The organism is Alteribacillus persepolensis, assembly GCF_900099605.1.
Lineage (GTDB): Bacteria > Bacillota > Bacilli > Bacillales > Marinococcaceae > Alteribacillus > Alteribacillus persepolensis.
Map to the genome: position 1 here is coordinate 38,680 of NZ_FNDK01000010.1, position 12,790 is coordinate 51,469.

Sequence of the window (12,790 nt, forward strand, 5' to 3'; positions counted from 1 at the left end):
TCTTCAAATAAGCAGGTGCTGTACTATGTATACGACACATACGACGTTTTAGAATCGTAGATAAACAGCTGAGCGTATCTGCTTGTGAACCTCGGGGTGTTGGCGGCACCTCTCTGATGAATGCATGGTTTTGGGTTTGTAATTATGTGCTGCGAAGGGCAGGAAATGTTTTTTCTCTTTATCTGCATGAACAGCGGATCGATGAGATGCCGGGGAAGGCATCGTCTATCGCAAGTGAATGCAGGCAGGAGGGGACGAACATGTCTATGCTGATGTTTAGAGAGCGTTTTTGTCGGCTTTGATCATAATGAAAAGCGCTTCGAAATTTTTTTCGAAGCGCTGGACATACAAAGTAGTTAGCTGCAGTGCACTTTCATCGGTTCTGAATCCTGTTTGGCAGGTTGAACGACTGCGTAATGCTGGACGGTGATTCCATGTTTTTGCAAAAGGCGGATGCTTAAGTTTTTAGATACTTTATCCGGCGCAATGAGAAACACATTGTCTCCATCAATGGTATCCGCATACCGTTTTAAGTAAGGGTATGGCAGCGTGTATGCTTCACGCACAGGGCTGCGGTCGGCGTCCTGGTAATCCCGGATATCAAGAAGCACTGTGTTAGAAGGGAGCGGCTGATTCGGAAGTGACGCGCACTTCACGCCAAACACCGGCATCCACCTTTTATACGCGCCAGCTAGTGTGAAAAGAAGCAGTAATAAGAAGATAATCAACCATGTCAACGCAATTTCCCTCCTTCATGATGTTTATTGTTACATTTGTTAAAAAACGTTTGTATATGCTTCATTGTGGCATGGCTCTGTGACATATGGGCTGCTGCTTTGGTGCGGACTTTTTGTCCACGTCGCGGCTGTTTCCAAAAGCCCAGCAAACAGCGTGTTCCCGCGCAGGTTTCACGCAGACATTGTTGCCTGTCACGTATGGCACGAATAGCTGGGAATACTTCATTTATTGAAATGAATAACAATCATCTTGCATAAAAAGTACATGTCACATAACAAAAAATAGTATACTACAGAAACCGATGAATGGTATAGGGAAAAACATTAGAAATGTGCAAAACAATTTCGACAAAGAGAAATGTTTGTTACAGTGAGGATAAGAAGCAGGAGGTGATAGCGTGTCAGAGGAAAAACAAGAAATGGTTGACCGGGTCTATGCCGAATTAGAGAAAGTAATTGATCCGGAATTGGGCGTAGATATCGTGAACTTAGGGCTGGTGTATAACGTAGATCTTGACGAAGAAAACAATGTTTTTATCCGCATGACATTAACAGCTATGGGGTGTCCGCTTGCCGGAACGATTGTGAATGATATTAAAAACGCATTAAAAGATTTGCAGGAATTTGGAGAAATTAATGAAGTTGATGTGGATATCGTTTGGAATCCGCCATGGGATAAGAGCATGATGTCTCGTTATGCAAAAATTGCATTGGGAGTTCCAGAAAACTAAAAGAGAAGCTGTCCGGCCAGATGAGGCCGGACAGCTTTTTTGTAAGGTACGAAAGTATAAAAGTTTTGCGTTTTTAATGTCCAGCACAAACGCCTGCTCGCTCGAGGTTCCTTCGGTCCGGCCATGGAAAACAAAGGTCAGTTTTCCGCGTGCCGGCCCTCCAGGACTTGTCGCGGGCTCCCAGGACGGGAGTCAGTTCGGCGTTGTCACAGGATGTGACGTTCTTAGCCGAACGTCCCTTTTTTTAAGGCGCTTGTGCTTTTCTTGTCCAGCACAAACGCCTGCTCGCTCGAGATTCCTTCGGTCCGGCCATGGAAAACAAAGGTCAGCTTTCTACGTGCCGGCCCTCCAGGACTTGTCGCGGGCTTCCCAGGACGGGAGTCAGTTCGGCAGGATGTGAAGCTCTTGGCCGAACGTCCCTTTTTTTAAGGCGCTTGTGCTTTTCTTGTGAATGTTTAAGAAGCAGGAAAATCAGGAATAGTAGTCGGTAAAAGGAGGCATCTTGATGACAGACGATAACAAGTCACAAGAAAGCGAGAAAGAAACAACTGAAAACATAGAAAAAAGTATGCATAAATCTCACGGGATGACGCAGAAAGAATACGAACAGAGTGTCGAAAAGAAAATTGAAGTAGAAAAAGAACGGGAAAAAGATTACGAAAAGGACAAAAAACTGCAGTCAGAAATCGATCGTCAATTAAGAAAATAAGCACCCGAAAGGAAGGGGTGTCCGTTTGTTGAAAAGAATCATTAAGACAGCTGTTATTGGATATTTACTCAAAGCAGGTAAACGTCTGTTGCAGCGAAAAATGAAACGATAGCGGTATCGCACTTTGCTTATAAAAGCAGAGTGCGATTTTTTTTTCGATTAAAAAATGAATTAATACAGAAAATACATAGAGAAGGATGTAAATTAACGAAAGGGCTGTTTGTATTGAAAGTAGCGGAATTGCTCGTAAAGTGTTTAGAAAATGAAGGTGTTGAATATGTCTTTGGTGTACCTGGCGAAGAAAACATCGATCTTATGGATGCATTTTTAGACTCCAGCATTGAATTTATTGTAACAAGACATGAAACTGGTGCTGCGTTTATGGCTGGGACGTACGGGAGATTAACTGGTAAGCCGGGTGTTTGCCTAGCAACGCTGGGTCCGGGAGCTACTAATTTGCTTACCGGTGTTGCCAACAGCAATATGGATTTAAATCCAATTGTAGCAATTACGGGGCAGGCAGGGTTGTATCGCCAGCACAAAATATCACATCAATATTATGACCTTGTGAGAGTGTATGACCCGGTAACGAAGTGGAGTACACAAATAAAGGCCAAAGAAAGTGTACCTGAAATTGTCCGCAAAGCTTTTCAAGTAGCAACCCAGCCGAAGACCGGGGCTGCACATATTGATGTACCAGAAGATATTGCTAGTTTAACGATAGATGCTAAACCGCTTGCCGCGATGAGACAGGCATTGTCTACCGCAGATGAAACAATCATCAATCAAGCGAAAGACTTGATCGAAAAAGCCAAACAGCCGCTTATTCTGGCTGGAAATGGAATTACAAGAGGGCATGCCCAAGAAAGTTTTCGCACACTCGTGAAGAAAATAAATATTCCCGTGGTGCACTCGTTTATGGGAAAAGGTGCACTGCCTTGGAATGACGGGCTTAGCTTGCTTACAGCCGGTATAGGCGGCAAAGACTATATTACGTGCGGCTTTAGCAACGCGGATTTAATTATTTCTATTGGGTTTGATATGGCTGAATATCCACCACAGAACTGGAATCCAGACGGGGCTGTTCCGGTGTTGCACATCGATGTAGAAGAAGCGGAAACCGATGCGCATTACCCGGTGTCACTGCAAGTGATTGGTGATATTCGTGAAAACCTTGAAAAACTTCAGCAGAAGTTTCAGTCGGTCGAACGAGATAACAGCTGGGTGAGTACGGTACGTAAAGAAGCATTAGATGAGCTTGAAGAATTTAAAAACGATACTCATTTTCCGGTGAAACCTCAAAAAATTATTGCTGATTTACGCACGGTATTAAAAGAAGACGATATCGTTATCTCAGACGTTGGTGCGCACAAAATGTGGATGGCGCGTATGTATCATACGTATGAGCCAAACACATGCTTAATTTCAAATGGCCTGGCATCCATGGGGATAGCAGTTCCCGGTGCCATTGCAGCGAAAATGGTGCATTCGGATAAAACCATTGTGGCAGTGTGTGGCGACGGCGCTTTTCAAATGACAAGTGCCGAATTAGAAACGGCAAAACGTTTGAAGGTGCCGATTATCGTGCTGCTATGGAGAGACGGCGGATACGGTTTAATTGAGTGGCATCAAATGAAACATTTTGAACGCTCCGCTTACATTGAATTTGGTAATCCCGACTTTATGCAGCTGGCTCAATCATACGGATTTGAAGCTTTACAAGTAGAAAAAGCAGAAGAACTAAAACCGATATTAGAAAAAGCAATCGCCATGCAAAAGCCAGTACTGATTGATTGCGCTGTTGATTACAGCGAAAACATGAAATTAACAGAAAAACTTGGTGATATCATTTGCTGAAAACAGGCAGAAAGGAGGAATAGAATGAGGATAGGTTCGATTATTAACGGGGTAGAAAGAAACGAAGCTACAAGAGAAACAATGGAAGTGTATGATCCGTACAATCAAGAGAAAGTAACGGAATTAGCACTTGCCGAGACAGCTGACTTAGAAGAAGCGGTAGAAAGTTGTTATGACGCTTTTCATTCCGTGATGAACCGCATGCCAGCCCATGAACGCTCTGATATTCTGCGAAAGGCAGCAGATCTATTAGAAGAGAGGACAGAAGAGTTTGCCCAGACGATTGTAGAAGAAGCCGGCAAGCCCATTACGTTCAGCCGGGGAGAAATCGAGCGTTCGGTTCAGGTGCTGCGTTTTGCGTCTGAGCATGCAAAGCATATAACCGGTGAAGTATTGCCAATGGATGCAGCGGTTGGCGGAGAAAACCGCATGGGAATTGTCAAGCGCAGGCCGCTTGGGGTGGTGGGCGCAATTACGCCGTTTAATTTTCCTTTAAATTTGTCGCTTCACAAAATTGCTCCAGCAATCGCTGCGGGGAATACGATTGTGTACAAGCCCGCAGAAAAAACACCTGTTTCTGCATATAAACTAGTCCGCTTATTTCAAGAGGCTGGTTTGCCAGATGGTGTATTAAATTTGCTGCTTGGTACTGGAAAAGATGTCGGTTCTCCGCTTGTGGAGCATGACAAAGTACACAAAATTACGTTTACAGGCAGTTTGCCGGTAGGAAGGGATATTCGCCAAAATGCCGGATTTAAAAAAGTGACCTTGGAATTAGGATCGAATTCCCCAAACCTTGTGTTTGCTGATGCCGATCTTCAAGTGGCGGTGAAAGAGCTGGTAAGAGGTGCGTTTGCCTTTTCGGGGCAAGTGTGTATATCCGCGCAGCGTGTGTATGTACAAAAATCGATTTACGAGACATTTTTAAAAGCATATGTGGCACAAACGGAAGCCTTGAAAACGGGAGATCCACACAACGAAGATACAGATATCGGTCCAATGATTAACGAAGATGAAGCAAAACGAGCGAAGACATGGATTGATGATGCAAAAGAAAAAGGAGCAGTTATTGAAACCGGCGGTGAACGGATAGGAACGACGTTAACACCAACCATTATGACCAATGTCCAAGATAATATGAAAATCATTGCCGAAGAGGTATTTGCTCCGATTGTATCAGTGATTCCGTTTGAAACAGAAGAAGAAGCAATTCACGCTGCCAATGATTCCATTTACGGTCTTCAGGCTGGTGTATTTACAAAAGATATTGACCGTGCCATGCGAGTAGCGGATCAGCTGGAAACAGGAGGGGTATGGATTAATGAAATCTCGACATACCGCCAGGACAATCATCCTTACGGGGGAGTAAAGCAAAGCGGAATGGGGCGTGAAGGTGTGAAATATGCGATTGATGACATGACAGAGATGAAATTTATCGGTATTAAACTGCACCATGATAAAGAAAACATGTAACGATGGTGCCGCAAGACAGCAGCTGGCGGGAAAAATATGCATACAGATTAAAAAGCCAAAGTGCCGTATGAGACGACGCTTTGGCTTTGTTTATACGTTCGGTACGTTTTTTTTCAAGGCACTTGCGCTTTTCTTTGGCTATCTTTTATTGAGTGATTTAATCCAGCCGCGGGCCTCTAGTGCATGAGCGATATGCTTAATGCCGACAGTGTAGGCTGCATTTCGCATGCGGATGCCTCTTTCTTCTCGAATCTTTGCCACATTTTCGAAACCAAAAACCATGCGCTCTTCTAGTTTTTCGTTAACCTCATCTTTTTTCCAGTAATAATTCATTTCGTTTTGGACCCATTCAAAATAGGAAACGGTAACACCACCAGCATTACACAAAATATCAGGTATAACAAATATTCCGTTGTTTTCTAAAATCTTATCACCAGCTGGAGTGGTCGGGCCGTTTGCTGCTTCGGCCACAATTTTTGCTTGAATGGAAGGCGCTGTTTCTTCTGTAATTTGATTTTCAAGGGCAGCAGGAATCAAAATATCAACCGGCAAGCCGAATAATTCTTCGTTTGATAATGGATCTCCCTTTTGATAATCGGACAGGGACTGACCGCTTTTTGCGTGCTCTAAGAGTTCGGAGATATCTAACCCGTCCTCCTTATAAACGCCGCCTGTTGCATCAGTAATGCCAATGATTTTCACGCCCAGTTCATGCAGAAATTTAGCAGTCATGCTGCCGACGTTGCCAAAACCTTGCAGTGCGGCAGTGGCGTTTTCTAAATTAATATTTAATACTTTTGCCGCTTCACGAATAGTAATAACAACGCCTTTGCCGGTAGCTTCGAGCCGGCCTTTGGAACCGCCGATAATGAGTGGTTTTCCGGTTAACATGCCAGGGATATTGTAGCCGCGCAGCTGGTCATATTCATCCATCATCCAGCCCATGATTTCAGGACTTGTGTTTACGTCTGGAGCTGGAATATCTTTTTGCGGGCCGATAATCGGTGTGATTTGTCGGATGTATGTTCGGCTCAGCTCTTCGACTTCACTTTCTGACAACTCATCGGGGTCAACAATGACACCGCCTTTTCCGCCGCCAAGCGGCAAATCAAGAATTGCTGACTTGAGCGACATCCACATCGACAACGCTTTTACTTCATCGATATTAACGTTTGGGTGAAAGCGAATCCCGCCTTTTGTTGGTCCAATAATATCAAGGTGCTGAGAACGATAGCCGGTGAAATTTCGAATCGTGCCGTCATCCATGCGGACAGGCAGAGAAACTTCGAGTACCCGGTTTGGTTTTTTTAATATGTGGTAAATGTTTTCGTTCAAGCCAAGCTCAGCAACAGATTCTTTTAACAAATCTTTGACAATCTCATAAGGATTTTGGTCATGCGTGGTAATGTCCGCTTCCGCTTTATCGTTTCTGCGTGTCATTGTCATCCTCCTATCACCATTCCTGTGCATTTAGTCTTCCACAAAATGATGGAGCTATGTGCAGGAAACGATAGGAAGCAAGTTGAATTACTTAAAAAGTCTGCGCAGCAGTTTTCCAGTTTGGCGGCCAGCAGCGCGGCGTGCAATACGTTTTCCCATTGTCCCGCGCTTTGCGGCATTAATGTCGCCGAGGATGCGCGCTGTTTTATAAAGAATGCGGCGAAGCTGGTGAATGTTCACAGAATGTCCCTCCTTTTTGACCGGAAGTCGTTGGCATGATTGGTTTTCTGGCCATACCAGCATAGGTAAGTAATATTAGTGTAACATGTATTTTTATGGTTCGGAGCGCAAAAAAATCAGCAATAGTGCTGTTGATACTGATAAAGCCAAAGGAGGCAGAGGATGAACCGCTATCATTGCTGTGCTACGTGTAAGTGGTATGAAGTAAGAAAAGAAAACAACAAAAAGCCAAGCTTTCACTGCGTACGACTCGGTTATCAAACCGAGCCTCACTATGTGTTTCATTGCTGGAATCCAAAAGAGAATGTCCAGAAAAAAATGAACAAACAGCGAGAGGAGCGCTAGTTTAACCAGGTCGTCCGTTCGGTGATATCCGCTGCATTTATTTCGTTTAGCCAATCGTAAGCCGGAATTGTTTTTTTAGTGCTTTGCCGGCGTTTTTGCAGACGGCGCTTCGCTGCTTCGCGTTTTTCGTATTCTGCGAGCAGTGTATGTACGACTTTTTCCATATACGCAGAGCCGCAGCGTATCGTTTGATCTTTCCATTTGAGTTTAATTAATGTGCGGAAATGTTGTTCACTAATATTTCTTTTATTATCTTGTTTTATATTTTTTTCTAAAGAGACAGATTCGCTGCTTCGTTTTTTAGGGAGAGTTTCTGTTTCAGCACGGGATGTTGTGTTTGTGCGCCCGGACATTTGCGCCCGGTCACCCGAACCATGAGCTGATTCTGCAGGTAATATCACGAGCAAGTTGCTCGTGTTTCCACCGTTTGTTTTTTTCATAACAGGAACACGTTTAATAACATAATACTTTTCCAAGGCAGCTACCGTACGCCGAACGGTACGGATGCTTTTGTGCATTTTTTCTGCAATGGTTTGAAGCTTCAGCCAGCTGACTCCTGGATAGGTCAGTGAGTGCTGGGAGAGGATGCGCAGGATAAGATATTCGTTTGCTGTAAAACGGTGCGTTTGATGATGCAACATGAGATGGTGGTCCATCTCTTTGACAGAGGCAAATGCAACGTGCTGTTTTGCTGCTTTGTGATGAACAGCAGATAGGATGGCAGTCATGGGTATCGTCCTCTTTCTTCATTTATAAAATATTCGTCATATTCTATATGAAAAAGAAGAGAGAAAACGGAGGAGAAGGGGGATTTTCTTTTCGAGAAAATCTGCACACAAAAGCAAGGGCAGCCGTCTGCATCTGAGAATTTACCGTCAGCTGCTTTTCTTTGGAAAGCGCTCAGATATGGTATGATAACAATAAACGTACAGGAGAGGAGCTGTTTTATATGGAGACATATGCGATTGAATATCTCGCCGCGGGACGTCCGAAAATGCTGACCTATGCAGAGGGGAAGGAAATGGAAACAGGCATTGTGAAAAAACGTGCAGAGCGGCTGTACGCAGCGGAAAATGGCTGCCGGCATGATGATGTTGCTGATAAAAAAAACCACGGCGGCAAAGACCGTGCAATATGCATCTATCCGCATGACCATTATCCTAAGTGGGAAGAAGAGTTTTCGGTCACACTTGATCGAGCAGCCTTTGGTGAAAATATTACAGCAATGGGTATGACGGAAGAGAACGTCTGTATCGGTGACACGTATCGAGTAGGAGAAGCGGTTATTCAAGTGACACAAGGACGAATTCCGTGTGACACGATTAATAAACGGACTGGCCTCAATGGTTTGCTTGCGCGGATTATCGAGACGGGATATGCCGGCTTTTTATGCCGTGTCCTGCAGAAAGGAGAAATCCGCCAGACGGACAAGATACAATTAGTCGAGAGAGATCCGCATGAAGTTAGTGTTGCGTTTGCTCTGCATACGTATTTTCATCACCCGAAAGATCAAGAGGCTATGCAAACGATTCTAGCCGTTGATGCGTTAGCGCAAAGATGGCGTGACAAGCTGCAGGCAAGGCTGGCGCGTTTAACGGTCTAACTGCTGCTGCCGGTGCAAGATGGCATTTAATTCACCGCCTATAACGAGCGCAAGCCCAGTGAGAAATAACCACAGCATCAAAACAATCACACCGCCTAAACTGCCGTATGTGGCAGAATAATTACCAAAGTTGCTGACGTAAAAAGAAAATCCAAATGAAATCGCCTGCCACAAGATGGTAGCTGTAACAGCTCCGGGAAGTACGTAACGAAACGCAATCTTTTTGTTTGGAGCAAAATAATACAAACAGCAAAGAATGGTAATCATCACGATAACAGTAAGGACCCAGCGAGCAAATCCTGTAATTGCCTCGGTTTCAACAGGTACCATGAAGAAAGCAGAAGCAGCTTGAATGAGCACTTCCCCAAAAATAAATAAAGCAAAAATAAGCAAAAAGGAAACCATCAGCCCAATAGTAAACAAAATGGACAAAAGCCGATTCATAATAAAGGACCTGGGTTCGGGTGCATTAAAAGCTTCATTTATGGCACGTATAAAAGCATTTAATCCACTTGATGCCGACCATAATGTTCCAATAATACCAAATGTAAGCAGTCCACCGTTTGGAACGGTAATCACATCGAGGACATTTTCTTGCACCATTCGGGCAGTGTCTTGCGGAAGTGCCGATTCAATCAGCATCATGACTCGTTCTGCATCAATAGATAAATAAGGAAGAATCGATAACAGCAATATCATCATCGGAAAGAGCGCGAGCATATAAAAAAAAGCTTGTTCTGCTGCAAGCCCCGCCACACGGTCTTCTTTCATTTCTTCTTTTAAGGTTTTGCCAAACGTGACGATGTGTTTCCAGTCCATAAGTACCCATCCCCGCTATTCCAGTGATTGCATCGTACTACTCTTTTTCCCTTCTTTCTGCAGAAAAAACCTCTTTCTCCTAAAAGTTTCACGCTGAATGGTACATGGGAAGGATTCTTTTCGGTAAAAGTAAGAAAGAGGGGGGAGGAGCATTGGCAGACAAACAAGCGCAGCAGCAAAAACGAATCAAACGGCAAGTAGAGATTGAACACCCCGATATTCAAGAAATAGAAGAGCAAACACCTCATCCTGACACAGCCGCGGCAGAAAGCCAGGCGGAACAGCTTCGTTACCAAAACGCTGATCATATTTACGGATAACATGTTGCGCGAACTGTCCTGAAAATGACGGGGCAGTTCTTTTTACAATGTTTTGATTGCACATAACAGGGGAAAGGGACCGTTACAAAAAGAGGAGAGGATGATATCGATGATTCGTACCATTTTAATGATTATTGGACTAATTGTTGTTATCAGCGCGATTTTGAATTTAGCATTTTAGCAGAGCAAGGCGCCAGGCACATTGCTCTATGAAAAAGGAGGCCGCTTCTGTGACGGCCTCGTTTTTTTTAATGGGTTGCTTTTTCAAATGTTTTACAATCAGTTTCGTGTTCGTTTGACGCTTTTTCGCCTTTATGGCTGACAACGTAAATTTTATCAGCTGTACAGAGGTTGCCTTCTGCCCAATATTCACAGTTGTTTACTTCACAAAGGACATCTTGTGCCATCGTGAATCCCCCCTCACGGTTTAATTTCTGCAAAAACGAAAAAAACATACAGAGAAATCCACGGTGCAGATGTTTGAGATGATATGGACAGAAAGAATGGCATTTTTAGATGCTTGGGCCTTTCTTAACGATGACAACTTTCGTAAATGTCTGCGCTATCTATTTTTTTTTCGGCGAAAGCATGAGAAAATAAACGAAAGTAACAGTTGCTATCATAACAAATAGGAGTAGTGTGGAATGTATCGTCAATTAGAAGATTGTATTAATGATTTGGAACAAGCCGGCCACCTCGTCCGTATTAAGGACGAAGTAGATCCTGACCTTGAAATGGCTGCGATACATAGAAGAGTCAATCAACAAGACGGTCCAGCGCTCTATTTTGAAAACGTCAAAGGGTCACGTTATCCAGCGGTATCGAATATATTTGGCAACGTAGAGCGAAGTAAGTTTATTTTCCGAAAAACCTTGGATAAAACCCAGGATGTCATCCGGCTTCGAAATGATCCGATGGCAGCATTGAAAAGTCCGTTGAAGCATACACAAACAGCACTTGCTGCCTCGAAAGCATTGCCGTTAAAAAAAGGGAGAAGTGCCTTAAACGAGTTTGAAGAAGTAAATATCAGCGATCTGCCTTTGATTAAACACTGGCCGGAAGATGGCGGGGCATTTGTGACACTTCCACAAGTATACACAGAAGATCCAGATAGACCAGGAATCATGAACAGCAATTTAGGAATGTACCGCGTGCAGCTGACTGGCAATGAGTATGACATGGATAATGAAGTTGGCCTGCATTATCAAATTCACCGCGGTATTGGTGTTCATCAAGCCAAAGCAAACAAGCTCGGCAAACCGCTTAAAGTAAGTATTTTTATCGGCGGCCCGCCGGCGCATACGCTAAGTGCTGTCATGCCACTTCCTGAAGGATTAAGTGAAATGACCTTTGCGGGCCTTCTCAGCGGCAGACGTTTCCGCTATACATATGATGATGGCTACTGCATCAGCCTGGATGCTGATTTTGTCATTACTGGCGATATTTATCCGGAAGAAACTAAGCCGGAAGGCCCATTTGGTGATCATTTAGGTTATTACAGTTTGACCCATGAATTTCCGCTCATGCGTGTTCGAAAAGTGCTGGCCAAAAAGAATGCCGTCTGGCCATTTACCGTTGTTGGACGGCCGCCGCAAGAAGATACTGCGTTTGGCGAGATGATTCATGAATTAACAGGAGATGCCTTGCAGCAAGAAATACCAGGTGTCAAAGAAGTTCATGCTGTTGATGCAGCAGGGGTTCATCCACTATTATTTGCGATTGGAAGCGAACGCTACACGCCATTTGAAAAAGTGGAGCAGCCAGCGGAGTTATTAACGATTGCCAACCGCATATTAGGCACAGGGCAGGTCAGTCTTGCTAAATATTTGTTTATTACAGCAGAACAAGACAAGCCGTTAGATACGCATCATGAAGCAGACTTTCTTACGTATATGTTAGAACGAATCGATTTGCGTCGTGACCTTCATTTTCAAACGAACACAACAATCGATACGTTAGATTATTCTGGAGAAGGCTTGAACAAAGGAAGCAAAGTCATTATAGCGGCATATGGCGATAAAAAACGCAATCTGTGTGAAACAGTGCCGGCATCGCTTGAGCAGCACACTCATATCAGAAATCCACGTCTTGTCATGCCGGGCGTGATTGCATTTGAGCATGCCAGCTTTTCTAGTTACGAAGAGGCAGAAGACGACATGCAAGAAATTACGGCACAAATCGCGAAGAGCAGTGATATCCAAGGGTGTCCGCTCTTTATCCTAACCGATGACAGCAACTTTTTAGCGGAAACATTAGCCAATTTCTTATGGGTAACTTTCACACGAAGTAATCCATCACACGATATCTATGGAATCAACAGTTTCTATAAAAACAAGCACTGGGGCTGCGACAATATGATTATTGATGCCCGCATCAAAACACATCACGCACCGCCTTTAGTGCCGGATGACAATGTGGAAAACAACGTGGAGCGCTTTTTCCAAAAAGGAGCAAGCTTATATAATGTCGATGTTTAACATAGAAAAGGAGTTATTCGAGCTGTACAGCTCGAATAA

General features: G+C 43.9%; 14 protein-coding genes. 8 read left to right on the top strand and 6 right to left on the bottom strand.

The annotated features are described in order from the left end of the window. Positions 1-356: 356 nt before the first annotated feature. Positions 357-737, bottom strand: coding sequence for a hypothetical protein (locus BLT18_RS09505; protein ID WP_091273407.1), 381 nt, complete (start codon positions 735-737; stop codon positions 357-359). Between the two features lie 419 nt (positions 738-1,156). On the opposite strand from BLT18_RS09505, the gene BLT18_RS09510 reads away from it, so the two are divergent. The 4 genes from BLT18_RS09510 (at position 1,157) to BLT18_RS09525 (ending at position 5,507) form a co-directional block, all read left to right on the top strand. After that, entirely contained in the window at positions 1,157-1,468 is a 312-nt protein-coding gene (locus tag BLT18_RS09510) for a metal-sulfur cluster assembly factor (RefSeq protein WP_091273530.1), read from the top strand. A 505-nt stretch (positions 1,469-1,973) separates the two neighbouring features. Then, on the top strand, positions 1,974-2,177 hold the full coding sequence (locus BLT18_RS09515) for a hypothetical protein (RefSeq protein WP_091273409.1): 204 nt from the start codon (positions 1,974-1,976) through the stop codon (positions 2,175-2,177). 225 nt (positions 2,178-2,402) lie between these two features. Beyond that, positions 2,403-4,034: an acetolactate synthase large subunit gene (locus BLT18_RS09520; RefSeq protein WP_091273410.1), complete on the top strand. Its 1,632-nt coding sequence runs from the start codon at positions 2,403-2,405 to the stop codon at positions 4,032-4,034. Positions 4,035-4,058: 24 nt separating this feature from the next. Then, positions 4,059-5,507 carry an aldehyde dehydrogenase family protein gene (locus tag BLT18_RS09525; protein WP_091273412.1) on the top strand — a complete coding sequence of 483 codons (1,449 nt, stop codon included), beginning with the start codon at positions 4,059-4,061 and terminating at the stop codon, positions 5,505-5,507. A gap of 138 nt (positions 5,508-5,645) precedes the next feature. Here the strand turns inward: BLT18_RS09525 and BLT18_RS09530 are convergent, their stop codons facing one another. Together BLT18_RS09530 and BLT18_RS18190 are read right to left on the bottom strand one after the other, a co-directional pair. Continuing rightward, positions 5,646-6,947 carry a Glu/Leu/Phe/Val family dehydrogenase gene (locus BLT18_RS09530; protein WP_091273413.1) on the bottom strand — a complete coding sequence of 434 codons (1,302 nt, stop codon included), beginning with the start codon at positions 6,945-6,947 and terminating at the stop codon, positions 5,646-5,648. An 87-nt stretch (positions 6,948-7,034) separates the two neighbouring features. Next, entirely contained in the window at positions 7,035-7,187 is a 153-nt protein-coding gene (locus BLT18_RS18190) for a hypothetical protein (RefSeq protein WP_175487450.1), read from the bottom strand. A 162-nt stretch (positions 7,188-7,349) separates the two neighbouring features. Here BLT18_RS18190 and BLT18_RS09535 point away from each other — a divergent pair, with 162 nt between their 5' ends. After that, on the top strand, positions 7,350-7,532 hold the full coding sequence (locus BLT18_RS09535) for a hypothetical protein (RefSeq protein ID WP_091273415.1): 183 nt from the start codon (positions 7,350-7,352) through the stop codon (positions 7,530-7,532). On the opposite strand, the gene BLT18_RS09540 is transcribed toward BLT18_RS09535, so the two are convergent. After that, positions 7,529-8,260, bottom strand: coding sequence for a hypothetical protein (locus BLT18_RS09540; protein ID WP_091273416.1), 732 nt, complete (start codon positions 8,258-8,260; stop codon positions 7,529-7,531). The two genes, BLT18_RS09535 and BLT18_RS09540, sit on opposite strands and share 4 nt — an antisense overlap. Before the next feature lie 221 nt (positions 8,261-8,481). Here BLT18_RS09540 and BLT18_RS09545 point away from each other — a divergent pair, with 221 nt between their 5' ends. After that, positions 8,482-9,135 carry an MOSC domain-containing protein gene (locus tag BLT18_RS09545; RefSeq protein WP_091273418.1) on the top strand — a complete coding sequence of 218 codons (654 nt, stop codon included), beginning with the start codon at positions 8,482-8,484 and terminating at the stop codon, positions 9,133-9,135. Here the strand turns inward: BLT18_RS09545 and BLT18_RS09550 are convergent. After that, positions 9,124-9,954 carry a YihY/virulence factor BrkB family protein gene (locus BLT18_RS09550; RefSeq protein WP_091273420.1) on the bottom strand — a complete coding sequence of 277 codons (831 nt, stop codon included), beginning with the start codon at positions 9,952-9,954 and terminating at the stop codon, positions 9,124-9,126. The genes BLT18_RS09545 and BLT18_RS09550 overlap by 12 nt on opposite strands. A gap of 152 nt (positions 9,955-10,106) precedes the next feature. Here BLT18_RS09550 and BLT18_RS18195 point away from each other — a divergent pair, with 152 nt between their 5' ends. After that, positions 10,107-10,274: a hypothetical protein gene (locus tag BLT18_RS18195; protein ID WP_175487451.1), complete on the top strand. Its 168-nt coding sequence runs from the start codon at positions 10,107-10,109 to the stop codon at positions 10,272-10,274. 248 nt (positions 10,275-10,522) lie between these two features. On the opposite strand, the gene BLT18_RS09555 is transcribed toward BLT18_RS18195, so the two are convergent. Then, on the bottom strand, positions 10,523-10,681 hold the full coding sequence (locus BLT18_RS09555) for a DUF1540 domain-containing protein (RefSeq protein WP_091273422.1): 159 nt from the start codon (positions 10,679-10,681) through the stop codon (positions 10,523-10,525). A 237-nt stretch (positions 10,682-10,918) separates the two neighbouring features. On the opposite strand from BLT18_RS09555, the gene BLT18_RS09560 reads away from it, so the two are divergent. Continuing rightward, a complete protein-coding gene (locus BLT18_RS09560; RefSeq protein WP_091273423.1) occupies positions 10,919-12,751 on the top strand; it encodes a UbiD family decarboxylase in 1,833 nt (610 codons plus the stop codon). The last annotated feature ends 39 nt before the right edge of the window (positions 12,752-12,790 follow it).